The organism is Leptospira bouyouniensis (assembly GCF_004769525.1).
GTDB classification, from domain to species: domain Bacteria; phylum Spirochaetota; class Leptospiria; order Leptospirales; family Leptospiraceae; genus Leptospira_A; species Leptospira_A bouyouniensis.
On the sequence record NZ_RQFT01000001.1, the window covers coordinates 84858 to 110615 of the forward strand.

The 25758-nt window shown below is 38.6% G+C and carries 24 protein-coding genes; 13 read left to right on the forward strand and 11 right to left on the reverse strand.

Annotated elements, in window-relative coordinates:
- Positions 1-55: 55 nt before the first annotated feature.
- Positions 56-1267, reverse strand: coding sequence for a hypothetical protein (locus EHQ43_RS00415; protein WP_135769864.1), 1212 nt, complete (start codon positions 1265-1267; stop codon positions 56-58).
- Positions 1268-1317: 50 nt separating this feature from the next.
- Between EHQ43_RS00415 and EHQ43_RS00420 the strand changes: the two genes are divergently transcribed.
- On the forward strand, positions 1318-2265 hold the full coding sequence (locus tag EHQ43_RS00420; protein WP_135769865.1) for a TPM domain-containing protein: 948 nt from the start codon (positions 1318-1320) through the stop codon (positions 2263-2265).
- Between the two features lie 71 nt (positions 2266-2336).
- On the opposite strand, the gene EHQ43_RS00425 is transcribed toward EHQ43_RS00420, so the two are convergent.
- Genes EHQ43_RS00425 through EHQ43_RS00435 form a run of 3 tightly spaced genes read right to left on the reverse strand, consistent with a single transcriptional unit; the run spans position 2337 to position 4255 of the window.
- Positions 2337-2867, reverse strand: coding sequence for a shikimate kinase (locus tag EHQ43_RS00425; RefSeq protein ID WP_135753833.1), 531 nt, complete (start codon positions 2865-2867; stop codon positions 2337-2339).
- A gap of 24 nt (positions 2868-2891) precedes the next feature.
- A complete protein-coding gene (locus tag EHQ43_RS00430) occupies positions 2892-3746 on the reverse strand; it encodes an HDOD domain-containing protein (protein WP_135769866.1) in 855 nt (284 codons plus the stop codon).
- A gap of 5 nt (positions 3747-3751) precedes the next feature.
- A complete protein-coding gene (locus tag EHQ43_RS00435; protein WP_135742735.1) occupies positions 3752-4255 on the reverse strand; it encodes a chemotaxis protein CheD in 504 nt (167 codons plus the stop codon).
- Between the two features lie 60 nt (positions 4256-4315).
- On the opposite strand from EHQ43_RS00435, the gene EHQ43_RS00440 reads away from it, so the two are divergent.
- From EHQ43_RS00440 to EHQ43_RS00450, 3 genes are all read left to right on the forward strand, one after another.
- Positions 4316-5539, forward strand: coding sequence for a TraB/GumN family protein (locus EHQ43_RS00440; protein WP_135753832.1), 1224 nt, complete (start codon positions 4316-4318; stop codon positions 5537-5539).
- A gap of 47 nt (positions 5540-5586) precedes the next feature.
- A complete protein-coding gene (locus tag EHQ43_RS00445; RefSeq protein WP_135753831.1) occupies positions 5587-5964 on the forward strand; it encodes a hypothetical protein in 378 nt (125 codons plus the stop codon).
- A 76-nt stretch (positions 5965-6040) separates the two neighbouring features.
- The gene (locus EHQ43_RS00450; protein WP_135753830.1) at positions 6041-6484 is read left to right on the forward strand and encodes a four-helix bundle copper-binding protein; all 444 of its coding nucleotides are present in this window, start codon (positions 6041-6043) and stop codon (positions 6482-6484) included.
- A 62-nt stretch (positions 6485-6546) separates the two neighbouring features.
- On the opposite strand, the gene EHQ43_RS00455 is transcribed toward EHQ43_RS00450, so the two are convergent.
- The gene (locus tag EHQ43_RS00455; RefSeq protein WP_135769867.1) at positions 6547-7443 is read right to left on the reverse strand and encodes an esterase/lipase family protein; all 897 of its coding nucleotides are present in this window, start codon (positions 7441-7443) and stop codon (positions 6547-6549) included.
- 112 nt (positions 7444-7555) lie between these two features.
- Here EHQ43_RS00455 and EHQ43_RS00460 point away from each other — a divergent pair, with 112 nt between their 5' ends.
- From EHQ43_RS00460 to EHQ43_RS00470, 3 genes are read left to right on the forward strand one after another with little or no spacing between them, the layout of a single operon-like run.
- Complete coding sequence (locus EHQ43_RS00460; RefSeq protein WP_135769868.1) at positions 7556-7921, forward strand: hypothetical protein; 366 nt, start codon at positions 7556-7558, stop codon at positions 7919-7921.
- A gap of 1 nt (position 7922) precedes the next feature.
- Positions 7923-9335, forward strand: coding sequence for a UTP--glucose-1-phosphate uridylyltransferase (locus EHQ43_RS00465; protein WP_135769925.1), 1413 nt, complete (start codon positions 7923-7925; stop codon positions 9333-9335).
- Positions 9332-9589, forward strand: a complete 258-nt coding sequence (locus EHQ43_RS00470; protein WP_135769869.1) for an LA_0364 family Cys-rich lipoprotein — start codon at positions 9332-9334, stop codon at positions 9587-9589. The genes EHQ43_RS00465 and EHQ43_RS00470 overlap by 4 nt, the downstream gene beginning before the upstream one ends.
- Here EHQ43_RS00470 and EHQ43_RS00475 read toward each other — a convergent pair.
- Positions 9579-10169 (reverse strand): TetR/AcrR family transcriptional regulator, encoded by a 591-nt coding sequence (locus EHQ43_RS00475; protein WP_135769870.1) that lies wholly within the window; start codon positions 10167-10169, stop codon positions 9579-9581. The genes EHQ43_RS00470 and EHQ43_RS00475 overlap by 11 nt on opposite strands.
- A 119-nt stretch (positions 10170-10288) precedes the next feature.
- Here EHQ43_RS00475 and EHQ43_RS00480 point away from each other — a divergent pair, with 119 nt between their 5' ends.
- The gene (locus EHQ43_RS00480) at positions 10289-10696 is read left to right on the forward strand and encodes an acyl-CoA thioesterase (RefSeq protein WP_135742726.1); all 408 of its coding nucleotides are present in this window, start codon (positions 10289-10291) and stop codon (positions 10694-10696) included.
- A 52-nt stretch (positions 10697-10748) separates the two neighbouring features.
- Here the strand turns inward: EHQ43_RS00480 and EHQ43_RS00485 are convergent, their stop codons facing one another.
- Genes EHQ43_RS00485 through EHQ43_RS00495 form a run of 3 tightly spaced genes read right to left on the reverse strand, consistent with a single transcriptional unit; the run spans position 10749 to position 14474 of the window.
- Complete coding sequence (locus EHQ43_RS00485; RefSeq protein ID WP_135769871.1) at positions 10749-13160, reverse strand: fibronectin type III domain-containing protein; 2412 nt, start codon at positions 13158-13160, stop codon at positions 10749-10751.
- A 1-nt stretch (position 13161) separates the two neighbouring features.
- Entirely contained in the window at positions 13162-13803 is a 642-nt protein-coding gene (locus EHQ43_RS00490; RefSeq protein ID WP_135742724.1) for an energy transducer TonB, read from the reverse strand.
- Between the two features lie 11 nt (positions 13804-13814).
- Positions 13815-14474 (reverse strand): MotA/TolQ/ExbB proton channel family protein, encoded by a 660-nt coding sequence (locus EHQ43_RS00495; protein WP_135742723.1) that lies wholly within the window; start codon positions 14472-14474, stop codon positions 13815-13817.
- A 105-nt stretch (positions 14475-14579) separates the two neighbouring features.
- Between EHQ43_RS00495 and EHQ43_RS00500 the strand changes: the two genes are divergently transcribed.
- The 5 genes from EHQ43_RS00500 to EHQ43_RS00520 all read left to right on the forward strand — a co-directional run bounded on the left by EHQ43_RS00500 (position 14580) and on the right by EHQ43_RS00520 (position 22057).
- Complete coding sequence (locus EHQ43_RS00500) at positions 14580-16460, forward strand: hypothetical protein (protein WP_135742722.1); 1881 nt, start codon at positions 14580-14582, stop codon at positions 16458-16460.
- Between the two features lie 12 nt (positions 16461-16472).
- On the forward strand, positions 16473-19676 hold the full coding sequence (locus EHQ43_RS00505) for an efflux RND transporter permease subunit (protein WP_135769872.1): 3204 nt from the start codon (positions 16473-16475) through the stop codon (positions 19674-19676).
- A 79-nt stretch (positions 19677-19755) separates the two neighbouring features.
- Complete coding sequence (locus EHQ43_RS00510; protein ID WP_135742720.1) at positions 19756-20118, forward strand: PilZ domain-containing protein; 363 nt, start codon at positions 19756-19758, stop codon at positions 20116-20118.
- A gap of 47 nt (positions 20119-20165) precedes the next feature.
- Entirely contained in the window at positions 20166-21404 is a 1239-nt protein-coding gene (locus EHQ43_RS00515) for a sensor histidine kinase (protein WP_135769873.1), read from the forward strand.
- Complete coding sequence (locus tag EHQ43_RS00520) at positions 21401-22057, forward strand: response regulator transcription factor (protein ID WP_135742718.1); 657 nt, start codon at positions 21401-21403, stop codon at positions 22055-22057. The genes EHQ43_RS00515 and EHQ43_RS00520 overlap by 4 nt, the downstream gene beginning before the upstream one ends.
- A 310-nt stretch (positions 22058-22367) precedes the next feature.
- Here the strand turns inward: EHQ43_RS00520 and meaB are convergent, their stop codons facing one another.
- Positions 22368-23483: a methylmalonyl Co-A mutase-associated GTPase MeaB gene (gene meaB / locus EHQ43_RS00525; protein WP_135742717.1), complete on the reverse strand. Its 1116-nt coding sequence runs from the start codon at positions 23481-23483 to the stop codon at positions 22368-22370.
- A 136-nt stretch (positions 23484-23619) separates the two neighbouring features.
- A complete protein-coding gene (scpA, locus tag EHQ43_RS00530) occupies positions 23620-25758 on the reverse strand; it encodes a methylmalonyl-CoA mutase (protein ID WP_135769874.1) in 2139 nt (712 codons plus the stop codon).

Here is a 25758-nt window from a genome sequence, read left to right on the forward strand (position 1 = left end):
CTATATAATATATTTTATGCATATATAAATAGCATAATTAAATTCAATCCAAAAACTAGCGCAGTACAAGAAAGAAGCGAACTGCAACTTCCATAGGAAGATCGCTTAAATCCCAGCGTTCCCAATCGGAGGCATCATAGGTCTCTTTTGTTAATTTTATAGTCTCTTCCCAACCCTCCGTTGGGTTTTCTAAGGAATCGATCAATGCTTTTGATTTTTCATAGGCGAGTTTGGTTTGGATGTGAAGGGTCTTTTGTGGTAATTCCAGAAATGCGATTTTTTCAGAATTGGGAATCCATTCCCCCTCCAAGTTTTTCTTATCTTCCTTGAGTGAATAAAATCGATATCCGTATTCTAAAGATTCAATTGTGTATTCCGTCTTTGATTTTGGTAAAATCCAAAAATAAACCTGAGAACCAAAGGAAAGGTACCCAAAAAACAAGATCAAGATCCCCCAACCCATATTCTTTTTATGGCCTTCTTGAAAGTTGAAGGCAAAAAGGAATGCCCCAAGGTGACCGATCGCCAAAAGGGAAAATAAAAAATACCAATTCGCATTGATAATTTTATGTTTCCAAACGATGGGAAACAAATTCGCAGTAGTATCGTTAGGTGTTATTATTTGTTTTCGTACATTGGATTTCAAATTTAAATTGATAGTTTGAATCGATTCTCTATTTTTTATTTCGATTGGTAACTCAGGTTTGACGAGTAGGTCTTTAAATGGTTTGCCAGTTTCTGTTTCAACCGGAAGTGGTAAGATTCTAAAAAATTTTTTGAATTCTCTTGAAAGTGCTGCGTAACGACTAAAGTTATCTGAATTATTTTTGTAATGTTTTACGGATACGGTAGCAACAGGAAGTAACAAGCCTGAATTGTGGTGCACATAAATCGTATCTGTATACCTTGTTCCATCTTTTTTTGATTCGGATTCCGATTTGATTTGATAGGATACAAATTCTTCGATCGGGAAATTTATATCTGGTTCCTTTGAATCACCGAAAACAATCTGATTTTTGCTTTTATCGATTTTGAGTTGGTATATAAATTCATCATTTTCTTCATAAGACTGGTGACACAAAAAACTAAATGGGAGAAAACTCACGAAGGTAAAGAGAAAACCCAATTTCCCAATTTGTGTTTTTTTCCAAATCCAAATCCCCGAAAAAGCAAGGGTGAGCCAAAATACAATTCCGAAAAGGAATAGATACTTGTTCAATGTTCCTGCATTTACAAAAACAGCATCCGATAAAAAAGTTGTTTCCACAGCTTAAAAAAAATCTTTGATTTTTTAGTTTTGTCAACTACCCTAAGGCGATGAAATTTTTATTTTCAGACCTTCGTTTTGGAATTTATCTTATCTTCCTTCTGCATCTCATCCCATTTGGTTTGGATGCAAAAGAGATTCCTCGATTAGAAAGAAGAGTTACCTGGGAACAAGGAACCATATCAAAAACGAGTGCAGAGGTTTGGGAAACAATTTTAAAAGAACACGAAGAAAAAACTACCAACCAAATTGCAATTCTCATCATACGTTCGTTAGAAGGTGAAATTTTAGAAGAATACAGCCTAAAAGTTGCGGAAGAGTGGAAATTAGGACAAAAGAATTTGGATAATGGTGTACTCATTGTACTTTCAATCGATGATAGAAAGGTAAGAATAGAAGTTGGATATGGTTTGGAAGGAATTCTCACCGATGTTTATTGCCACCGTGTGATTCAAAAATTTATGATCCCTCATTTTAAATCAGGTGAGTATGAAGAAGGGGTCAGTACCGGACTCAATGATCTCCTTTCCACATTGGATACAGGAATCACACCAGAAGAACCTAGTCTTTGGGAAGAGTTTCAATCCTTTCGGGGGATTGGTGCCAAAGATGGTTGGCACTTGTACCTTATTGGTCTTGTTTTTGTTGGTATCATTTTCCTATTTGCAACTATCTTAGCTTTCCATAAAGAAGACAATAGTATTTGGTCATTTTTCTTTTTGCTTATTTTTTTCCAATGGGTGCCTTCCATTTTTTACGGGTATTATGGTTGGCTCGTATGTAATTTCATCTATATCTTTGGATTTCTTTTTGTCCGCCTAACGAGGGAAAGAATTGTATGGGTAAAAATGATCTCAAATAAAATTTCTGATTCTGTGGTTTATTCATCTGGCAGTTCGTCAGGTGGAAGTTGGAGTTCCGGTGGTGGGTCATCCAGTGGTGGTTTTAGTGGAGGAGGGGGAAGTTTTGGGGGTGGAGGTTCGAGTGGAAGTTGGTGATCCCATTGGAAATAACATGGTTCAAATGTAAAAAAACTTTATATTCAATACAATGCGGAAACAAATCTAAATTATTTGATCCCAATCCAATCTAAAATCTTTTCGGCCGCTTCTTCTTTGGAAAGTTTCGAAAGATTTAATTTGAAATGAGCTGCTTCTTGGTAAACGGGTATTCGCTTTTCTAAAATCGTTTTGTAAGAAGTGATTTTGGAAAGATCGGGTCTTGTTTTGTCACCTTTCACTTTTTCGACAAGTTCATCGATTCCACGTTCTAAGTATACAATCCGCCCGATATTCCTTAGGGTTTGTAATTTTTTTTCACTTTTAATTTCATTCCCCATCTCATCCAAATCAAATAAAATCCCACCACCACAATCTAAAATGATCCCATTTGCTTTTTGTAATTTTTGTAAAATGGAATATTCTAATTCTCTAAATGCCTTCCATCCATTTTTTTCTACAAATTCTGGGATTGGTATGCCACCCGCTTCGTAAACTGCGATAGAATCTGTGGAGACCACGGGAATTTCTGTTTGTTTGGAAAGGGAACGAGAAACTTTTGATTTTCCCGCACCTCTTGCTCCGATTAATATGATATTCATATTGAAACTAACTTACGATTTGATTTAAACATTTAACAAATCAGCAAGTCCTGCTTGTAAATCAGGGATATGGACAAAATAAGTTTCAATGTCAGAATCCGTAACGCCTGTTTGACTGAGTGCAAATGGCGAAATGGGAACCGATTCTCCACCAATGTCAATTCCGATCCCAGAAACAACGATAAGTATACTCGCTATGTGCACAACGGATGTAAGCAGTGGATTTACTTTTGAATTTTCAGGATTGAGGTAATTTGCCACCACATCAGTCAGTTCCTCGGGGAAATTCCAACGTTTTAGAAGTGATTCGGATACTTCCATATGTGTGTAACCGAAGTATTTTTTTTCCAAAGTAGGGAATGGTTCTTGGTTGTCTTTCAGATCTGTTTTGATTTGCATCATCACTGGACTAAAAAACTGTGCGAGTACAATTTTACCTACACTACAGAGTAATCCGGATGTGAAAGCGAGGTCCTTATCAATTTTCAACTTTTTATGTTGGACAATCTTACTCGAAAGTTCTGCAACGAGTAAGGATGCAGTCCATAGTTGTGCCGCTTCTAGTTGGTAACTATTAAGGTCTTGCGAAAGGATTCCTTTCGCTGCCGTTAACAATACAATTTCTTTCACCGTTTTGATTCCAAGAGTCAACAGAGCTTCTTGGACAGTTCGTATGGGTTTTGACGCACGATAATATGCAGAATTCGAGAGTTTGATTACATTGGCTGTGATTGCAGGATCTTTAGAAATTTCCTGTGCTAAGTCAGCAATGTTCACATCTGGTTTTTGCAATTTTTCCAAAACTTTGGAAACAACCGATGAAATGGCAGGTAATTTGTTAACGTCTTGTAATACTTCATCAACTTTTGATTTTAGCATATCGCCTAACGCACCTTATAAAGGTATTTTTCCATACCAGCTTTTTTTAGCAAAACGCGACCGTCATCGCAATAGAGACTGATGGTTCTTCCTTCGTTACCAGATACGTCTTCCACAATGATCGGAATTTTTTTTTCTTCCATAAACTTTTTGACGATCAAAATGTTTTGTTCCCCAATGTTTTGTAAAAATTGGGAATTGATCCCTTTGAACATGGATGCTCCCCCAAAAATCCGACAAGAATATTGCCCAATATTTGAGCCTTCTTTTTTCATCATATCAATGAGGATCGGGAGCGCTGTTTCTCCATATTTATGAGGGAACTTACTCATGTCTTTTCCAGTTGGATCTTTTGCGAGCATGATGTGTGAGATGGCACCGATTTTTTGGTCAGGGTCATACAATACGATTCCAATACAGGAACCCAATGTAGTTCGGAGTATATCCGTATCCTTTCCGACCTTGATGTCAGCAATTCCCACATTGATGATTTTGGATTTTATAGACATTCTACTTGTTTCTAGAGAGAGGAACCATTATTTAGGTATAATAGATAGTCACTTCTCATTATGCGTTCAATCAAAAAAACTACTCCAGCTAGAAAATCTACCAAAAAAGGTTTCAAAACGAAAGAACCTTACCTTTTTAAAACCATTGACAAAACAGAAGTCCATATTTTAGGAACTGCCCACATTTCCAAACAAAGTGTGGAAGAAGTCGAAAAAATGATCCAAAGTATCAAACCAGATGTCATTTGTGTTGAGTTATGTGAATCACGAATGAAGTCTGTGGAAGACCCTGACTATCTTAAAAAATTAGATATTTTTAAAGTATTCAAAGAACGTAAGATGTGGTTACTACTTTCGAGTCTTATCTTATCCTCTTTCCAAAAAAAGATGGGGAACCAAGATATCAAACCGGGAGACGAGATGAGAAAGGCAATCAGTCTCGGTAGGGCATTGAAAAAACCAGTTCTCGCTGTTGATCGTGAGATCCAAACCACACTCAAACGATCTTGGGGAAATGTTGGTTTTTTTTCAAAGATGTATCTCTTCAGTGCACTACTTGCATCACTTCTTGTCAAAGAAGATGTTTCGGATGAAAAAATTGAAGAAATGAAATCCGATGATATCTTAAAAGATCTATTTTCACAAATTCCTAAAAAATACGAATCAGTGAAAAACGTAATCATCGATGAAAGGGACGTATACCTAGCTGAAAAAATCAGATTGGCTACCTTAGATAAAAAAGTAAAAAAAGTTGTCGCTGTGGTTGGGGCCGGGCATTTGGCAGGGATCGAAAGGAACATTGAATTACAAAACAACTTGTCAGTGTTAGACGAAGTGCCGAAATCAAATTTTTGGGATAGTTTTAGTTTAATTTTATATCCAGTATTCTTTGCGGGGCTTATCGGTTATACCACTTGGAGCCAAGGTGGTGAGGCTGGGATGGAATTATTTTCCAAACTCATCTACATCAAAGGAGGGCTTGCAGCACTTGGAGCGATCATTGCTTGGGCACATCCAATCTCCATTATCCTTGCTTTCATTACGGCACCCATTGGAACATTTGTACCAATATTTAAAGCAGGTTGGGTAAGTGCTTTGTCGGAGTCATATTTACGAAAACCATTAGTAGAAGATTTTGAAAGGATCGCAGAAGATTCCGAGACATTTGTTGGTTTTTGGAAAAACCGAGTCCTTCATATTTTTTTGGTTTTTTTCCTTCCGCAGTTTGGTTCCACCATTGGAACTTTTATTGTCGCAGGAAAAGGCTTGAAGAATTTGTTTTAACTGATAAAGTAAAGGTTAGGAATTTCGTCTAAGAGACAGGGACAAATATGAAACGTAAGGCAAGTTTTGGATTCATTCTACTGTTTCTTTTGTATTTAGGTTGTAAATCTTCCCTATTTGGAGTATGCCTTTCAGCCGAATCATTTGTAGAAAAAACATCCATTCCCCCTTGCCACCAAACGGCACAAAGTGATCAGACCGACAAAGAGAGTTGTGATTGTCCCATTGTTTTGGAATCACTGCAAACTGTCTCCGATTCTCCGGTTTCTGTCGGGAAACCTCTAGAAACGGTTGTAGTCGCGCATGGAAATTTATCGTTTTCTTCCTCTTTTTTGGTTCATAATCCAAAACAAATTCATGGAATAAAAACCCAAACCAAACTCCCTCCTCATTTTCCCACTCGTACCATCCGACTTCTGATTTGAAAATGCCACACCTTTCCATCAGGTGAATGCATTTTTTATTTTGAATCTCATTAAAATCAATTTGAAGGACTACGATATGAATCGCAAAGAATTATTACAAAAAGCAGGGATGGCAGTGGCCGTTTCTGGAATCTTATCCACACTTTCTGCAGAAGACCATGACCACTCTGGCACCATGCCAACCGCAGGGAAATCGAAGTATGCAAAGGCGATGATGGCTGCTGTCCATTGCCAATTGTCAGCTGAGGTTTGTTTGAGTCATTGCCTTACCGAACTTGGAAAAGGTGACAAAGCCATGGCGGTTTGTGCAGCTTCCACTCGTGAAGTGATTAGCTTATGTGACTCGTTTGTGAAACTTGCGAGCCAGAATTCTTCTTTTACAAAAAAACTAGCAAATCTTTGTATCGAAGTTTGTGAAGCTTGTGCAAAAGAATGCGACAAACATGCAAATCATCATGCGGTATGTAAAGAATGCCGAGATAGTTGCCTTGCATGTGTAAAAGAATTAAAAAAAGTTTAGTTTCAAACAAAGTTTGAAGTTGAGAAAGCTGTCCATCGTTTGGTGGACAGCCTTTTTTATTTTTATCGTTTCGATTTCTTTTTCGGCTTTGCCTTCGGTTTAGGGATAGATTTCCCTTTTTGAACTGGCTTTGTTGATGATTTTCCTGTAGAATTTGCTTTTGATGACAATTTCGCCTTCTCTTTGTTAGTAGAAGACTTCTGTTTTGTTATCTTTTCTTTATTTTTTTTATATACCGCAGGTTCGTATTTAGAAAAATCAACTTCAATTTTTTTAGGAACGGCAAACTCAGGATTTGCTTTTGGGTTTTGTGTAAGATTGATATTATCTTTTGGAGTACCTAAAAATTCACGTAATGTTCTTATGTTTTCATTTCGTCGTACGAGGTTATAATTCCCTGGTATATCAAACCATAAATCTCTACCTTGTCCAAACTCAGTACTTTCTTGAGGTGGAAAACTAAAGTCTTCAATTGCTGATAAAGGTTGGAACAAAGGAAAAAACAAAGCATTTTTATAATTTGTTTTCACCCAATCAGATTCAAATCCCCAATAAGAGTAACGAGTATTTGTGAAACGATCGGAGCCATGAAAAGGTGTCCCTAAAGTAATAAGTCGTTTGACTTTTCGTCTTGCTTCATCTGGTAAAATCAAAACTAAAAGTCCACCAGTATTATGCGCAATCAAGGTAACTTCGTTAGGTGCTGTTAAGATTTGTTTGGCAAGATACTGCACTGCTTCTTCTAAAGAAGTTGGATTTCGTAAAGTTGACAAAATCCCTACTTTAAATCCCAAATTGTCTAAATTGGATTTTAACCTAGCATAATAAAAACGTCCTGCCTTAAACCCAGGGACAATGAGAATATTTTTATCCTTATTGTTTTCAATCGAGAGATGACTAGGGAGGTAAAATGACAATAAAGCCCAAAATCGTTCCAGATATTCAATGAATCGAAACATGAATTAAATGATTCAATCTGACACAATTCTTGTCTATGAAAATCAATCGTAAGGACAGAATTCCTGAATTGACCGATTACCATAGCCACATAGGATTGCCTTTTAGTAACCTATGTTCCATTTGGTACGAGTCATTCTTTCGATTTTGGTAATTCCTTACGTCGTTTGGGCAAGTCCTGGCAATTATGATGAAGCAACCAAGTTACTCCCACAAATTTGGGAGACAAAATACCCACTCCCATATGGAAAACTCTTACGAAAAGACCCCTTAAACCAAGGGATTCGTCAGATATCTCGCAAAAAAGGAAAGTATTGGGTGTACAATTTTGAAGTTTTTATGCCAAAGTATGAAAGAAAAGGGACAACTCCGGTTCCGAAAGAAGAAGGCCGAAACATCCTCGTCTTTTTTTTCTGGAATCCGGGTATTTCCGAAGAACCCCACCGGATTGAACTAGGGGAACCACATGAAGGGAAATGAAATGGAGAAAGAAACCTCTGACCAATTGATCCGCGAAACTATGAAAAATGCCGGACTGTCGGATTCGTTTATTGCAGATTTTATTCTAAAAGTAGATGCAGTACGGAATGGCGAAACAGGCTTTGTTCGTTGGGAGGAAGTAGGGGATTTGGATCCAAAAACCGATGAAATTTCTCTCGAAGAAATTCATACTTCTTACCCGCTTGATCGGTCTCTCCTTTCCAAATTGGTTGTCATCAAACTGAATGGTGGACTTGGGACCAGCATGGGTCTGGATAAAGCCAAATCATTAATTCCTATCAAAGGGAATTTGTCGTTTCTCTCCGTTATGGCAAAACAAATCGAATACCTGCGTCGTAAGTATGGGATCGACGTTCCCCTCCTTTTTATGGATTCTTACAATACCCAAGAAGATTCCCAAAAAGAATTGAAACAAAGCGGATTTAAACAGTCGTTACGTTCTAGTTTTTTACAACACAAAGTCCCAAGGCTTGTTTCTAAAACTTTCGCACCCATTCGCTCAAAAGTGGAAAAAGACAATTGGTGTCCACCTGGGCATGGTGATATTTATTTCACCATGATGGAAGAAGGGATATTAGATGAACTTCTATCAAAAGGATATGAAATTGCTTTCCTTTCCAATGGAGATAATTTAGGGGCAACGGTTGACCCGCAAATTGTTTCTTATTTATTAAAAGAAAACATCCATTTTGCCATGGAGATGACGCCAAAAACTCTCGCTGATAAAAAAGGGGGAGCCATTTATCGCAAGTTAGTTGATGGTAAAATGGTTCAGTATGAACTTTTAGAAACTGCTCAAGTTCCGAAAGAACACGAACATGAATTTAGTGGACTTGGGAAATTTAGAACCTTTTCTACAAATAATCTTTGGATTAATTTGGCAGCATTAAAAGAAAGATTTAACCAAGGCAATTTTTCGCTTTCTCTTATCGTTAATCCAAAACAAGTCGATGGACAAGAGGTCATCCAACTCGAAACAGCAATGGGAAGTGCAGTTGGTAATTTTTCCAAGTTCAAAGGCATCATCATCCCTAGGGATCGATTTGCTCCTGTCAAAAAAACAGAAGATTATTTGATCCGTCGTTCTGATGCGTATATATTAAATGAAGATTTTTCCCTTACCATGGCAAATGAAAGAAAGGAAAAAGGTCTCGGTGAGGTCTTGATCTCACTAGATGAAAAACATTATAAAAAAATCCAACAATTTGATGCATTGTTCGTATCCTTACCTTCTTTGTTGTATTGCGAAGAATTGGTTGTCGAAGGAGAGGTATTATTTGATGTACCTGTTACCATCAAAGGGAAAGTGAAATTCCAGAACCAATCGGGAAGTCTGAAAAAAATATCTTCTTTAGCAAAAACAGAATTTGAAAATCAAATCGTTTCTTTATGAAAGGTTTTCGTTTTTTCCTAATTGGATTTTTACTTTTTAGTTGTGGGGCACCTTTTTCATTTCGTTCTGCTTGTTACGAAAGGAACAAATGTTCCACTATTGAAGGAGCATGTTTCTTACGTAACGATTCATTTTATAGAATTTCAACAGGTGCATCAGAATATAGTAACGCAGATTTGGCAGCGATCGTTGGAAGTTGTATTGGGCTTGAAAAGGTATGCCGAAAAAATTGTGAAAGTGGAACTATTTTTTAAATTGAAGTTCTAACCTTTCCTGCATTTGGATAAACACTCGGGTGATATACTCTTCATTTCTTGAGATTCTCCAGTTCATTAAAGAGCCTTCATATAAATTGATTAAATCTCTTGCCAATGCGATTTCATCTGTGGAATTTAGAATTAGATTTTCTTTTTTCCATTTTTGAATGCGGACAACAAAGATGGATTCCCAACGAGATACAATTAGTCTAAACTCATCACTAAACGGCTGTTCCCCGACTGGGAATTGACATGAAAAAATAGCAATGGGACAACCTTGGTAATAAGAATCATCTGAGTGGATTTGTTGTAAGATTGCTTTTTTCATTTCAGAAATGAAAGCTTTCGGTGTAGGGGACTTTCGAAGGATTTCACGAAACCAAACAAGCACATCCACGCCATACGCTCGGATCACTTCTACACCTAAACTTTGTTTGGAGGGGAAGTGGTCATAAAAACTTGCCTTTGCTGTCTCCGACTCTTTGATGATTTGGTTGATCCCCGTATGGTAATACCCTTGTCGGTAAAACCGATTTTTGGCGATTCCTAGAATCCTAACTTTCGGAGACGTTTTCATTTATGTCCATTGTATCAGAATTCCAGAAATCGCAAAGAAAAATAGACAGAATTGTCTGTTTTAGAACTTGGCAGACAGGTCGGTCTGTCTAAAATGAGTAAAAAGAGGAGAAAGTCCCCATGAAAGTCATACATACTGCCGAAATTCCTGTCCTTTGGAGCCACTTAGATGCGAATGGACATGTTAATAATGGTGTTTACCAATCGTATTTTGATGAAGCTAGGATGCAGGCTTTGGAATCGATTGGATTTTCAATCCGCGAAATGAGAGAAAATTTGGTTGGCCCAGTTGTTTTAAAAGCGGAGCTAACGTACCACAAACCTTTAGGACACCCAGATGTGGTACGGATTGAAACGGGTTTCCGGGATATGACGGCCGTTAGAGGAACTGTTGTACAAACAATGTTCCGAAGTTCTGATGGAGTTTTGGTATGTGAGGCAAATTTTTCTGCGATCTTTTTTGATTTTGCAAAAAAAAGACCATGGAAAATTCCTAAACAGTATTTTGACAACCTAGCAGTTGTTTGAGTAATTTTTGAAAAATGAAATCCACGATTTGATTGGATCGTGGATTTTGTGTTTATTCACGTATAAAAGACAATTGGCTTTTTTCAGGAACCAAACCTTTGTCTTCAAATTCACCCGATAATGATTCATAACTGGGTGAAAGTTTGATTTTCCATTTTCCTTTTTCTTCGATGGAGTCAGAATCAATGATGTTTCTACCTCTAAAGATTTCGTTTTCATTCCATTTCATGATGATGTTTCCTTCCACATCCTCAGCTTCAATGGTCAAACGAACAGGTTTTACCTTGTTTTTTCCATCCCAATACATAGCGGTCCAAGGACCGATAAACTTTTGTATGGCGGATTCACCAAACGTTTTTACCTTTTTTACATCTTGAACCGTTTCAGATAAAACGGCAGTCACAGGGACTGAATATAAACTTTCACCAATTCCTTTTTGTACCGATTGGATAACGAAAAAATAAAACTGATTTTTTGCTAAGTTTTGTAATTTAAAATTAGTATCTGAAGTTTCTTTGACCAAACTCCATTCTTCTTCATTCTTTTTTCTCATCAAAATTTTATAAGAGGTTACTTTAGGTATCGCATTCCAACTAAACCAAAATTCGCTTAATTTTCGATTTTCGGTAACATTAAGTGTCGGTGCTTTTAGGCTGAGAGACCGACCAGCGACAAGGGATGCATACCCAACATCTGGTTCTGAAGGAAGGCTAAACATCTCTCCTTCAAACTCAGAAGTAACTGCATAAAATGACTCTTTTCCTGATGTATCTTCATCTTTGAATTGTAGTTCTGTCGTTTTTGCAATTCGTTTCCAATTACCATTCGATTTGCGAAAGATGTGATAAGCTGTTGCGCTCGGAGAACCTTCCCATTGTAAGACGGTCACTCCTGGATAAAGTCCTTTGGAAGCAGTAAAATGTTGTGGTCTAGGTTTTAAAACTTCTGATGGATCTAGATGTGCGGATACGTAATAACTTGCTTCACCTTCTAATTGGTTTCTTTCAGGTACTACTTGGTAAATTTCATTATCTCCATTACGACTTGCCTTTAAGTCTGTATAGGTATTTTTATCTGTTTTCCCAAGAAACCGAAAGATTCGTGCCATCGCATTCCATTTATAGACAATATATGTAGTAGGGATTGTTTGGTAATCCCATTCTAATACAATACGATCATTTGTGGGTGCTACGGATGCACGTAAATTAGTGACTGGTAGAATACCTGCAGTTTTTGTTGGTTCCGATGCATAACCATCATTTGAGTCAATGGAAGGTTTCGATAGATAATTTTCGTCTAGGCTTGCGACTCGGTAATGGTAGGCTGTGTTTTTTTGTACGCCAAAATCATCGAAGTAAGGTTGTTTGGATAAACCAACTAATTGGTATTTGGTATCAATTTTACGTTTTCTATACACTTCATACCCAATTGCCCGTTTTTCACTCGACCAAGAAATTCGAATTCTGTCGGAAAAGTCACCTCTTGAAGCATATACTTCCTTCGGAGGGAATAAATTATGTTCGCCAAATTCTAATGAATCCAAAGCATGCATGAGTTTTGATTCCGAAAGTAATTGGTTTTCTTCAAAAGAATCTGCTACATAAATTGACTTTGTGTATTTTGGAAAACTTTCATAAGAAATCCAAAGATAACCTTGGTCTCCCCATTGGTTACCCCAAGTATTCCAAACACGGAATGCCTTTTTTTTGTCATTAAATCCAAGTATCACTAATGATTGGGCACCTAACACTTCTCCGTTACCGTGTTGAAAAATCGATTCGGGTTTCGGATCTAAAAAGTTTTCATACACCAAGTATCCAATTAAAACTGGTTTTTTCTCAGTTAACGCTAATTTTACGGAAACGAGGTCGTGTGGTTCAATCTTAAAAATACGATTGAGCCTTGCTTTTCTTCCAATTTCCACGATATTTGCTTTTGGCCTGACACGTAAACCTGTACCAGACTCATTCATAAATTCTATGGGAACAGAACCACGACTGGTAGCAAGGACCAAAGCATCAAGTAGTGAAACGGCTTGGTCTTTTCCACTATTCAATTGGTTGTAGATAAAGTTGGCGGAGTAGAGAACTTTTTGACCATTTGCTGAACTTGGTCCAATCGAAGATAAATTTCTGATTCCTTTTTTTTGTGCTTCTAAATACGAAATTAGCCCATATCCGACCGTATAACCAACGTTATCTTTGCCTGTCCCTTGGTCCATTGGAGTTGGAAAATCGGGACTTAAATCTACACTTGAAGGCAAATCAGAATATGTAAGTTCGGAAGCATAGGGAGGGATACTTTGGTACAATGCAAAAGGATCCGGAGTTAAACCTGTTTTTTTAAGTGAGGATTTTGTTTCTGTTTTTCCTGTGATCGGTTTCGATTGAAAACTAACAATAATTAGGCATAATATAGCAAACAATGTACCAAGGGCTAACTTTTGTTTTGTATTCTGAAACATTTTAATCCTCTTCTAAATCAAAACTGATAGGCAATCGGTGAGACATTCTAGTCGGTTTGCCTTTGTCGTAACCAGGTGAGAAACGTGCTCTTTGGATGATTTTGATGGCTGCTTCATCAAAACCATATCCTGCACGACCTGATACAATTTTTACACCTTGTAATACACCTTGTTCATCAACTTGCACTGAAACAACGACTGTTTTTTGGCTTATGTTTGCTGCTTTTGCAGCTTCAGGAAAATAGGCTTTTAAATCAAAGTCAATGATGGGAGTGGGTGGTTTGTCTCCGTTATAGGAGAAAAGATATCCATCTTTGTCAGTACCATTCCCGGAAAGTTGGTTTGGATTGATATCAGAATTGTCAGGTTGGTCAGCAGCATCTTTATTGGAACCTTCCACCCATTCTTGTTTTTCTACAGGTGCTGGGCTTGAAGTACCACCAATCAGTTCAGGAGGAATTTCTTCAAAGGAAACATCCACATCTTCAAATGAATTTTCCTGAAATGCCGCTTCACTCGGTAGTGTAAGGATAAAATAAACCAAATAACAAAATACATGCAAACTCACTGAAGCAAATAAACTCGCTTTGAAGAGTCCGAATCGTCTAAGTTTGTATTGCAAAAATAAAGTAAATGATTTCATAAAACCAGTGTTTAATGATGAATATTCGGTGTTGAGCTGGAAGATTGATTATGTTTTCCACTCGTGATAAAACTCGCATGAATTTCTTTGGAAAGGATTTCCAATTGTCCGATCACTAGTTTCATTTTTCGTGTGAAGTAGTTATTGGCCATCACCACTGGGATTGCAACTGCAAGTCCTGCTGCGGTGGCAAGGAGAGCGGTTGAAATACTACGCATGACAACTTCGGCCCCTGAGTTCCCAAGAGTTCCTAAACCATAAAAAGCTTTGATGACGCCAAGCACCGTACCAAGTAATCCTATAAACGGAGTATTATTCCCCAGTGTGTTTAGGATTGGAAGGCGTTCTTCTAAGCTCAGGCGTTCCTTTAAAATTTTTCCTTCCATTAATTCCGACAAACCTTTGTGGTTTTCTTTTTCTCGTTCTAAAACGAAATGAATGAAACGCGTGTAGGAATTTTCCATAGGATGGCTTTCGAGTAATTTCTCGGTGCCTTTTAGATCTCGGTGGCGGATGAGTAATGTGAGAGAATCGAGGAGCGAATCTGATTCTTTGTTAAAATTGCGTTTATAAACAATTAACCTTTCGATGAAAACAGCAATGGCGAGGATACTCGCGAGTAACATCACGAGGAAGATGATTTTTTCCCCAATGTCTACGAATTCTTGCATTTTGAAACCTTCTAACGGACAGAATCCCATCCCTCGGACTACAATCAAAGAGAAAATTTGTAGAAAAAGAACTTCGGTTGATCCAAACTCCACCCCAAAGAAAGAATGATTCCAAGGATTGGTATGAAGGTTAAAAACATTCTTCTGAACAGTTTTGGGGTTCTTTTTTTTGGTTTCGGCGTTTTTCTCGTCGTGTTCTATGCTACAAAATCGTGGGAGACCTTTCTCCAAATTTGTCCTAACAAAGACTTTTTGTCATGGGATGAAAACATCCGATTGAACCAAGTCCTAGACCAGTATGTGGATTTCCGAAACGGGAATTGGTTTTATGGACTGATGCCATTTTTAGAAAGTCCTACTTGGCCGCCACTTCGTTCTCTACTAACGTTTATTAGTTTATATTTGCCAATCGATTCTTTGGAAACTTATAGAGATTCGTTCTTAGGATTATTGTTTCTTATCTTAGTGTTCCCAGCTTCCGCATACACATCCTTTCGGATGACAAAGTCCTTATTTTGGGCGGGATTATTCTCTACTTTAATTTTTATCCTTACCATCCAAACGGTGGAAGTTCCTGCTTATTCTTTATCTTCGATGTTAGAAACCCAATCCATGTTTTTTCTATTATTCTCTATCTATGCTATCTATCGTTTGTATGACAAAGAGAATCAGGAAAAAGAAATTGATGGGGCCACCAAATGGCTCGTCTTCTTTTCGTTATTTGGTTTTTATTTTACAAAGTATCCGTATGGAATTTTGTTTTTTATGGCTTGTTTTGCTTATGAACTGATTCGTTCTCCCGGCAAATACAAAGAAGTATTGTTTCACTTACTCAAGTTTTACGCAAAAGGGATACGGTTATTGTATCTTGTTTTTGTTGTACTGATGGTATTTTCATTGCCAGTACTACGTGTTGTCACAAAAATCAATTTAAACCAAAAGGGGTTCAAACAGTTTATGTTTGGTATCACCTTGGTATTGTTTGTTGATCTTTCGATTTATTTTTTCAGAAATCGAGATATTTTGAAAAAAATATTTCCAAAAACTGCCGTAGTTCTTTGGGTTTATGCAATTTTCCCATCATTTTTATGGTTATTTTTAAACCCAGATCGAGTGAATGCCCTCATCGATGCTCAAATGATCGTAAATGCATATACGAGAAGTTTTTTTCTCACCCTTTGGACAGAACCTGGAAAAGATCCAGCTGTTCCTGGAGTTTTTGATTTTATTTGGGGTTTTAGAACTTTGATTTTATTCTCCACCTTATCTTTGTTATACTTCTTTGTGCGTACAAAGGAAACAATTTGGAGTAAAATAAAAGACCCACTTGTTGCCGCTACTTTTATCTTGTTTTTAGAACTTTTGATTTTGGAACTCACAACAGGGAATAAACAACCAAGACATGTTTTACAATTCATCCCTGCAATAGGTCTTGTTGGTTTTATTTGGATATTAAGATTGTATCAATTGGCAGACCACCAATTCCAAAAAATCACATCTATTTCGGTTATACTACTTACAACATGTTTTGTATTTTACAATTCAATTTATGAACAAGGGATTTTATCAGGGAAATTTTATCATTCTAAAATGTTTTGTTATCGTGGGATGAATGCGTCTGATTTTCAACCTGCAAGAGAAATTGCGGAACATATTGCCCCTAACAAAAAGTATATCCTCATTAACGCTTTCCATTTCCAAGAAAAATATGAGACAAAAGGACGAGTTTTGGCATCGGATTTTGACCTCGCAATGAAACTTCGTACTTACAAATCCGGAATGGTACGAAATGACAACAAATATCGATGGAAAGATTGGACAAACTTTGATTCTGTTCTTTTATTAAGTGATGTTTGTCCTGAACCTTTTGTGGAAGAAAAATTTGAAAATCGTACAAAAATGTTGAACAGTAAGTCAACATTGCTGTCTACTTACAGAGAGAGTACTGGTATTGCTTGTTTACAAGAATACAAACTCATCAAATAGAGACAAAAATTCATGAGTATTGCTTCTTTTTCGATCAAACGTCCCATTTTTATTTCATCTCTTGTGATCATCATGGTGATCACAGGATTTATTTCCTTAAAACGTATCGGTGTGGATTTATTCCCAGATATCAACATTCCTTTTGTTGTGGTGTCAACAGTCTACCCTGGAGCAGGGCCAGAAGAAATTGAAACTTCCATTTCCAAACCATTGGAAGAGGAACTCAGTTCCATTTCTGGACTCAAACGCATCACATCCAGAAACCAAGAAGGGATTTCTTTGGTGTTTGCTGAGTTTAGTTTGACCACCGATATCAAATATGCAGAACAACAAGTTCGGGATAAAACGGCAAGGGTCAAACCACTTTTCCCAGAAGCATCGAAGGAACCACTGGTGCAAAGGTTTGATCCCTCGGACCAACCCATTATGCGGATCTCCTTATTTGCAGACCTTCCTGAAGGAGAACTCTATGATTTGGCAAAGGAAAAAATCAAAACCAAACTAGAGCAGGTGAACAATGTTGGTGCTGTAAAAATCATCGGTGGGTCCCGTCGTGAAATTCATATCGAATTGGATCGGAACAAAATCAATTCCTACCAAGTCCCAGCCCTTGCGATTGGGAACCAAATTAAAAATTCAGGTGTGAATATCCCTGCAGGGAAAGTGGAAGGAGGGGAAAAAGAGACTTCTTTTCGGACTGTTGCAAAATACGAATCGTTATCCCAAATCGAAAATACAGTCGTTTCTTTTGGTGGTGAATTTGGTCGAGGGGTCCTTGTGAAAGACTTAGGCCAAGTGAAAGACACATTGCAAGACCGCCAAACACTTGGTATGTTGTATGCTCCGGTCAAAACTGAAGAACACGAAGAACCTTCCATTATTGGAAAATTATTGTTCAAATACGAAGCTCCCAAAAAAGAAAGAGTCCAAAAAAAAGCACTTTTCTTAGATGTTTACAAACAATCCGGAGCCAACACGGTCGAAGTTGCAGATGGAATCTTAGGCAAAATTGATACCATCAACGAACAAATCAAAGACCTCAAAGGAGCTCCTAAGGTCATTTTGATACGAGATGGGTCCAAATGGATCCGTGCTAATATTGAAGACGTTACCATCGCTATCATTTTGGGAATCTTCCTTGCTGTCCTTGTTGTGTATTTATTTCTCGGGAATGTACGTTCTACTTTGATTACTGGAATGGCTCTCCCCAACTCTATGTTAGGTGCATTTATCATCATGTATGCAATGGGATTTACCATGAACGTGATGACTCTACTTGCTTTATCACTTGCAGTAGGTTTACTCGTTGATGATGCCATTGTGGTAAGAGAAAACATTTTCCGAAAACTTGAAGAAGGGGAATCGGTCATCGTAGCAGCAAGGAAAGGAACGGAAGAGGTAACACTTGCCGTTATTGGAACTTCTCTTACGGTGATCGCTGTTTTTTTACCGATAGGCTTTTTATCTGGAATTGTCGGTCAGTTTTTCAAACAATTTGGACTCACAGTTGTTTTTGCTATGATCATCTCTCTCTTTGATGGTCTGACTGTCGCTCCAATGTTATCTGCTTACTTTGCAGGCAAAAACGATATACATAAAGAAAAAAATATTGTCCTCCGTTATTTTGATAAGTTCCAAGAATTTTTGGACAGAATGTACGGAATCACTATGAAGTTTGCCCTCAAAAAACCTTGGGCTGTGATCCTACTTACTTTTTTAACTCTGATCACAAGTATCTTCTCACTTGCCTTTGTGAAAAAAACCTTTCTCCCTGCGAGCGATCAAGGGGAGTTTATGGTGAATGTGGAAATGGCTCCAGGAACTTCTCTTTCTGGCACATCGGAGATGGTGGAAAAAATCCAAAGCGAAATCATCAAAAATATCCCTGAATTAGAACTGCTTGCCACTGTTGTCGGGAATAATGATGGTGAGTCTAACATTGCAACAATTGGTGTGGCACTTCTCCCTTCCGAATATCGAAAACGTACCACGGGTGATGTCAAAGACCAAATTCGTGAATTTTTAAAAGCGTATCCTGAAGCACGACCTAAAGTGAACGACTATTCAGCGATAGGTGGTGGTGTCCAATATCCATTTAACTTAAACTTGAAAGGTGAAAACTTAAAAGACTTGGAAACTTACTCTTTTAAAGTGATGGAAGAACTCCGTAAAATTCCAGACCTCACAGATGTGGATACAACATATAGAACAGGTAAACCAGAATTCCAAGTGGTTCCTGACCGTGCCAAAATGCAAACTGTAGGTGTTGTGGCTGGTGTTATGGGAGCCGAACTCCGTTATCATATCGAAGGTGGAGAAGTAGCCAAGTATTTAGAAAACGGAATCGAATATGATGTGAGACTCCGGCTGAGAGAAGACCAACGAAACCTTCGAAAGTCCTTCTATGAAACTCGGGTTCCGAATATCCAAAATAAATTGATTCCATTAAATGCAATTGCCGACGGAAAGGAAAGCACATCCCCTGCAAGGATCATCCGAGAAGACCGCTCCCGCGTGGTTCCTATCAATGCAAACCTTGCTCCTGGTGGTGCCATTGCTTCTGCTTCAGAATCAGCGGTTAAAATTCTCAAAGAAAAGTTACCACCACCTCCTGGGATCACTTATTCATTTGTTGGTCAATCAGAAGACTTTAAAGAGTTATTACAAAACATAGTCCTAGCATTTGGGATGGCGCTCATTTTCATCTATCTTGTGTTAGCTTCACTCTATGAGTCATTCATTACACCTATTACGATATTATTTGCCATTCCACCAGCAATTTCAGGTGCATTTTTTGCTCTGGCTTTAACTGGAGAGATGTTGAATTTATTCAGTATGATTGGACTGATTTTACTTATGGGGCTTGTTGCCAAAAACTCGATTTTACTCGTGGACCATGCAATGCTTGCCATGAAGGAACATGGATTGTCTAGGGACGAAGCGATCTTCGATGCGGGGGCAAAAAGGCTACGACCAATCCTTATGACCTCTCTTGCAATGATCGCAGGAACTTTACCGATTGCCTTGGGTATTGGAGAAGCTTCCAAATCAAGAACGGCGATGGGAATTGCAATCATCGGTGGGCTTATACTCTCTACCCTCATTACACTCATCGTAGTTCCTGCTGTGTTTGGTTATATTGACAGGTTACGGGAAAAAATTGAAGGAGCTTTCCGCCCAGATTTTGAAATTCGACCAGAAGATTTGGAAGATTGATGAAATTCTTCCCGATGTAAGATCTGGGTTTTCGAATTTAAACTTGCCCAAACAATGAATTTGGTGTTCTCTAGCTATCATGTCTAGCGAACGCCGAATTTACAAACGTATCTCTGAAAAAGTCCATCTCACATACCGTGTGATCCAATCGGGTGCAGGCTCGGCACAATACCTACCCAGTGACAAAGGGGAAGGGGATTCGCAAGACATCTCTGAAGGAGGGTTACTCTTTCGCACTAAAGAACCAATGCCACTTGGGACAAGGCTTGAGTTGGAACTTCGTTTTCCAGATGTGAAATATGTTTTGTATCCTAAAGCAAAGGTAGTTCGTTTGGAAGAATTTGGTGAAGGTGCTTTCTATGAAGTGGGTTTAGAGTTTAACCAAATTTTTGAGGACGATAAAAATCTACTTCTCAATCATATCAAACGATTGGAAATTTAAAATCAATCTTTTTCCTTCAGACCAAATTCTGATTTGGTGGTAAACTTATGACCAAAAGAATTTTGCAAAAACTTTTTGGAACTGAATTTGACCCAATTTCACTCGTCGCTGTATATTCTGAAATTCTAAACAAACTTTATCTTTTAGGTTTTGCATATACTCTCGCGTATGCGCACAGTGTTTATTTAGAATGGGGAAAGGATGATTTAACAAATTGTTATCTTTCATTTGTACAACTTTTGCTTAGTTTGGGTTTGGTAAGTTTATCGTTATTTTACCGAAACGTAAATCCTACAATTACTCGTTTAGTAAGATTGGTATTTTTTGTTTTAGTCATTGTCGAAATTGAAACTGGATTTCATGATTCAAATATTCCTTATTTTGATCCAAGGAATTGGCTGACCATCATTGCATTGATTGGTACTTCTTCTTTTTTTTATCCAGGACTTGTTTGGCAATTCATCCTCGAATGGACGATTGTTTTTTTTGTATATTTGGTTCGTGTTCAAATTCAAAATGAAGGTACCATACCCATCGAAACATGGAGAGAAATGTCAACGACTGTCCCCCTATTTTTAGTCGCATTTTTTCTAAACCATTGGTGGTTCCAAACACGCTACATTGCTGCGTATCGAGGAATGTTATTGGATGAAAAACGTAGGACTTTTTTCCAAGACATACATGATAGTTTGGGTTCCAAACTCACAGATCTTATTTTACTATCTCAGTCCATGGAACAAAATCCCAAATCCTTTTCAACTCTGCAAATTCTAAAGTTAAAAGAACTTTCTGAATCTGCCTTACAATCATTACGAAGTCAGGTCCAAGAAGAGGACCAGAGGGAAATTTTACAAGAGTCACTCATTGATGGGATTCATCTTTTGGTGAAAAGAAGATACAAAATGATTGGAAGAGAAATTTCAATCTTACAAGATTCAATGGATGAAAACACTATCATCCAAATCAAAGAACCTGAATCCGCTCACCATCTTTTACAAATACTGAAAGAAATCACAACAAATGACTTACGCCATGGATATGGAAAAACGATTTGTGAGGTCAGTACAAAAAATGATCAAATCCAAATTAATTTTTATCCAGAAACAATTAGAACAAACCTATCTGTCCGAATGGAAAATGAGAAGAGGAAGAAAAATTTGACTGAAGTTGGTCTCGGTGAAAAAGGAATCCATCAAAGGATTCAATTTTTACAAGGTGATTTGGAAATCATACCCTCTCCCTACCAAATCAAAATGCAATTTCCAAAATCTTTGTTTGTCATATGAATACGATCCAAATTGGCATAATTGAAGATAACCTCGATTATTTGAATTCACTCCTTGAGGTACTCAAAAAGGAAGAATCAATAACGATTTCCACTTGGAATTCTGCAGAGGCTTTTTATTCAAATCCTCCCAAAGGGGAATTAAACCTTTTGGTCCTTGACATTGGTTTGCCTGGTGAAAGTGGAATTGATGTTCTAAAAAAATACCATACGATCGAAACTAGGAAAAGCCTCGTGATTTCTTCTCTCCAAACGGACGATGTTATATTCTCCGCTATCAAAAACGGAGCATCAGGTTATATTTGGAAATCCGAATTAGACTCACTCCTGGAAACAATCCAAACAATTTTAGAAGGTGGGAGTGTTATTTCTCCATCGATTGCCACAAAAGTATTGTTAGCCTTTCGAAAGCCAGAATTGAACCAAAAACAATCTCCCCATCCTAAAAAAGAATCTGGGTTAGAGATTTTGTCTCCAAGGGAAAGGCAGATTTTAGAGCTGATCATTGAAGGGGATTCACCCCAACAAATCGCTCAATTGTTTGGAACAACCCTAGGAACCGTAAGGCAACAAATCAAAACGATCTACAAAAAACTCCAGGTCAATACTCGGGTCCAAATGTTAAAAAAAGCTAGGTTATTTGGTATTTTTTGAATCGGTGTACCTAAACTTTTTATACCATCTGGTAGATAGACGGATTTCTTTTTTTAGCCTATACTTATAGTCTCTTTGGAATTCATTTCATCGGATCGGTTCTGCATAAAGATTTTGGTATCCATTTTATTCAATAACCTTCGATTGATTTTCTGGTTTGGAGTGTATTTTTTTATCCTCTACATCATGAATTTTATCCTCTGAATCAATTTCAAAGATTCAGTTATTTCACATTTGTATCTGTAATTTCCTTTAAATGAATGATGACCTTTGCATGCACCATCGTGTCCAAAACACGGTGGTGTTTTTTTTATTTACCGAGGAGGGTTTTAATTTCGCGGAGAAGTGTAGATTTGCCCAACATTAGTTTTTGTTCCGATTCAAATATGGCTTCTTTTTTGCCTTTGGTGGCATAAAACTGATCGAGCACTGCTTCTCTTAAGGATTCCTCAAACCATGTTTTGGTTTGGTCTTCTCTGTTTTTCGCATAATATCCGTTTGCTGTAGTTGTAGAGATATAGTCTTGTATCAGCTTCCAAATTTCGTCGATCCCTTTGCCACCTAATCCACTACAAGTGGTTGCACGAGGTGTCCATTTGGATTCTGGTGCTGGGAAAAGGTGGAGCGCTGATTCGTATTCGGCTCTTGCTCTTGTGGCATAAGCTTCATTTGGACCATCGGCTTTGTTGATGGCTATGAGGTCGGCCATTTCCATGATCCCTCGTTTGATCCCTTGGAGTTCATCTCCTGCTCCTGCAAGCATCAACAGTAAAAAGAAATCCACCATGGAATGAACTTGTGTTTCCGATTGTCCCACTCCCACGGTTTCAATAATGATAGTGTCAAATCCTGCGGCCTCACAGAGATACATACTTTCGCGAGTTTTCCTTGCGACTCCTCCAAGCGAACCACTGCTAGGTGAAGGACGGATAAATGCATTTTCTGATTTGGATAAAATTTCCATCCTAGTTTTATCACCAAGGATTGATCCTCTCGTTCGTTGACTACTCGGATCAATGGCTAATACTGCGAGTTTTCGATTTTGCTCGAGGATAAAACTGCCAAAACTTTCAATGAAAGTGGATTTTCCAACTCCCGGTACTCCTGTGATCCCAATGCGAATGGAGTTTCCCACTTTTGGCATCACGAGTTCTAAGACGGCTTGGGCTTTGTCATTGTGTTCATCCAAATTACTTTCGACGAGGGTGATGGCCTTGGAGAGAGCCGTACGGTTTCCTGCGAGGATTCCTTCGGCAAGGGATTCTGCAGTGGTTTCTTTTTTGGATAAGGACTTACGTTGTTCTTTGATATAAGGAGAAATGGCAGGGGCATCTGCCACACCAGGATTTACCGAAAGGGCGGATTTTGGTTTGGCACCTGCATTGGGTTCATTTTTCTTTTCGTCAGCTTTGTTTGCTTGGTCCATGGTGATTCACTACGTTTCGGATCGTTTGTTCCTCCGACGTTTCAGATGGATTTCAAACGGACCAACCAAACTGCACCGAACGACTGTTTTGTCTTTCTGTGGCGATTGGTTGGTGATTTGTTTGTTTCTATCTCGACTAAGCAGCTCTTCGTTCGCCGAGTAACAAATTTAAGATTTGTTTAGCAGCTTCAGAAATCACGGTCCCTGGTCCAAAAATGGCAGTAGCACCTGATTTGTAGAGAAAGTCGTAATCTTGTGCAGGGATCACTCCCCCCACAACAACTAACACATCTTCTGCTCCCAGTTTTTTCAATTCTTCAATCACTTGGGGCACAAGTGTTTTGTGTCCTGCAGCAAGAGAAGAAACTCCCAAAATATGGCAGTCGTTTTCAACTACTTGTTTGGCAACTTCTGCTGGAGTTTGGAAAAGTGGTCCGATATCAACGTCAAACCCCATATCGGCAAAACTGGTAGAGATCACTTTGGCACCTCGGTCATGGCCATCTTGTCCCATTTTGGCAACCATGATCCTTGGTCTTCTTCCTTCCAGTTTCGCGAATTCATCCGCAAGCGACCTTGCTTCTATATAACCTTTGTCTTCGGAAATTTCTGAGGAGTAAACTCCAGAGATGGACCTAATCACAGCTTTATACCTCCCGAATACTTTTTCCATTGCATAAGAAATTTCACCGAGTGAAGCACGTTTTCTTGCGGCATCCACTGCGAGTTCTAATAAGTTCCCATTACCAGTTTCCGCACATTTGGTAATCGCGTTTAACGCAGCTTCGACGGCAGTATTGTCTCGATCTTTTTTCATTTGTTCAAGACGTTTGATCTGTGCAATTCGAACGGCAGTGTTGTCGATATCCAAAATATCAAGTGGAGCTTCCTTATCCAAACGGAACCGATTCACACCCACAATTACATCCTTTCCAGAGTCGATACGAGCTTGTTTTCTTGCCGATGCTTCTTCGATACGCATCTTTGGAATTCCCGTCTCAATTGCTTCTGCCATACCACCTAATTTTTGTACTTCTGTGATAAGATCCCATGCTTTGTGGACTAAGTCATTGGTAAGTTTTTCCACATAAAATGATCCACCCCAAGGGTCGATGACACGGTGGATGTTTGTTTCTTCTTGTAGATAAATCTGTGTGTTTCGTGCAATCCTTGCAGAGAAGTCAGTCGGGAGGGCAATCGCTTCATCCAGGGCATTTGTATGGAGGGATTGAGTATGACCTAGAGCTGCTGCCATGGCTTCAATACAAGTCCTTCCTACGTTATTGAATGGGTCTTGTTCTGTGAGTGACCACCCTGAGGTTTGGCAGTGAGTTCGTAGCGCCAAAGACTTTGTGGACTTTGGTTGGAACTGGTTCACAATTTTTGCCCAAAGCAGACGTCCTGCCCGCATTTTGGCAATCTCCATAAAGTGGTTCATCCCAATCGCCCAAAAGAAGGAAAGGCGAGGTGCAAATTCATCTACCGAAAGCCCAGACGCAATCCCTGTTTTGATGTATTCCCATCCATCAGCAAGTGTATAAGCGAGTTCCAAATCCGCAGTGGCACCTGCTTCTTGCATATGGTAACCAGAGATGGAAATCGAGTTAAACTTAGGCATGTACTTGGAAGTATAACCAAAGATATCGGCAATGATTTTCATGGAATGTTTTGGTGGGTAAATGTATGTGTTTCGCACCATAAATTCTTTTAAGATGTCGTTTTGGATGGTCCCTGAAAGTTTATCTTTGGAAACCCCTTGTTCTTCCGCAGCGACAATGTAGAAGGCAAGCACAGGAATGACGGCACCATTCATTGTCATGGAAACTGACATTTGGTCGAGAGGGATTTGGTCGAAGAGGATTTTCATATCTAGGACCGAATCAATGGCCACTCCCGCTTTTCCTACATCTCCGACTACGCGTTCGTGGTCGGAATCGTAACCCCTGTGAGTTGCAAGGTCAAAGGCAACGGAAAGTCCCTTTTGCCCCGCTGCTAAGTTCCTGCGATAAAAGGCATTGGATTCTTCAGCCGTGGAAAATCCTGCATACTGGCGGATCGTCCAAGGTTTATTCACATACATCGTGGAGTAGGGTCCCCGAAGGTAAGGTGGGATTCCTGCTGCGTAATTTAAATGTTCCATCCCATCCAAGTCAGAGTTTTGGTATCGTGATTGGATAGAGATCCCTTCAGCCGTTTGCCAAAGGGAAATGGACTTAGGGTCTGGTTTTGGAGTACTAAAAGAAAGTGGAGTAGTTGCAAAATTAGGTTTCTTCAT

Coding starts and splice junctions, on each gene's coding strand:
- EHQ43_RS00420 (WP_135769865.1), top strand. CDS start 1,318: ATGAAATTTTTATTTTCAGACCTTCGTTTTGGAATTTATCTTATCTTC.
- EHQ43_RS00425 (WP_135753833.1), bottom strand. CDS start 2,867: ATGAATATCATATTAATCGGAGCAAGAGGTGCGGGAAAATCAAAAGTT.
- EHQ43_RS00430 (WP_135769866.1), bottom strand. CDS start 3,746: ATGCTAAAATCAAAAGTTGATGAAGTATTACAAGACGTTAACAAATTA.
- EHQ43_RS00435 (WP_135742735.1), bottom strand. CDS start 4,255: ATGTCTATAAAATCCAAAATCATCAATGTGGGAATTGCTGACATCAAG.
- EHQ43_RS00440 (WP_135753832.1), top strand. CDS start 4,316: ATGCGTTCAATCAAAAAAACTACTCCAGCTAGAAAATCTACCAAAAAA.
- EHQ43_RS00445 (WP_135753831.1), top strand. CDS start 5,587: ATGAAACGTAAGGCAAGTTTTGGATTCATTCTACTGTTTCTTTTGTAT.
- EHQ43_RS00450 (WP_135753830.1), top strand. CDS start 6,041: ATGAATCGCAAAGAATTATTACAAAAAGCAGGGATGGCAGTGGCCGTT.
- EHQ43_RS00455 (WP_135769867.1), bottom strand. CDS start 7,443: ATGTTTCGATTCATTGAATATCTGGAACGATTTTGGGCTTTATTGTCA.
- EHQ43_RS00460 (WP_135769868.1), top strand. CDS start 7,556: ATGTTCCATTTGGTACGAGTCATTCTTTCGATTTTGGTAATTCCTTAC.
- EHQ43_RS00465 (WP_135769925.1), top strand. CDS start 7,923: ATGGAGAAAGAAACCTCTGACCAATTGATCCGCGAAACTATGAAAAAT.
- EHQ43_RS00470 (WP_135769869.1), top strand. CDS start 9,332: ATGAAAGGTTTTCGTTTTTTCCTAATTGGATTTTTACTTTTTAGTTGT.
- EHQ43_RS00475 (WP_135769870.1), bottom strand. CDS start 10,169: ATGAAAACGTCTCCGAAAGTTAGGATTCTAGGAATCGCCAAAAATCGG.
- EHQ43_RS00480 (WP_135742726.1), top strand. CDS start 10,289: ATGAAAGTCATACATACTGCCGAAATTCCTGTCCTTTGGAGCCACTTA.
- EHQ43_RS00485 (WP_135769871.1), bottom strand. CDS start 13,160: ATGTTTCAGAATACAAAACAAAAGTTAGCCCTTGGTACATTGTTTGCT.
- EHQ43_RS00490 (WP_135742724.1), bottom strand. CDS start 13,803: ATGAAATCATTTACTTTATTTTTGCAATACAAACTTAGACGATTCGGA.
- EHQ43_RS00495 (WP_135742723.1), bottom strand. CDS start 14,474: ATGCAAGAATTCGTAGACATTGGGGAAAAAATCATCTTCCTCGTGATG.
- EHQ43_RS00500 (WP_135742722.1), top strand. CDS start 14,580: ATGATTCCAAGGATTGGTATGAAGGTTAAAAACATTCTTCTGAACAGT.
- EHQ43_RS00505 (WP_135769872.1), top strand. CDS start 16,473: ATGAGTATTGCTTCTTTTTCGATCAAACGTCCCATTTTTATTTCATCT.
- EHQ43_RS00510 (WP_135742720.1), top strand. CDS start 19,756: ATGTCTAGCGAACGCCGAATTTACAAACGTATCTCTGAAAAAGTCCAT.
- EHQ43_RS00515 (WP_135769873.1), top strand. CDS start 20,166: ATGACCAAAAGAATTTTGCAAAAACTTTTTGGAACTGAATTTGACCCA.
- EHQ43_RS00520 (WP_135742718.1), top strand. CDS start 21,401: ATGAATACGATCCAAATTGGCATAATTGAAGATAACCTCGATTATTTG.
- meaB (WP_135742717.1), bottom strand. CDS start 23,483: ATGGACCAAGCAAACAAAGCTGACGAAAAGAAAAATGAACCCAATGCA.
- scpA (WP_135769874.1), bottom strand. CDS start 25,758: ATGAAGAAACCTAATTTTGCAACTACTCCACTTTCTTTTAGTACTCCA.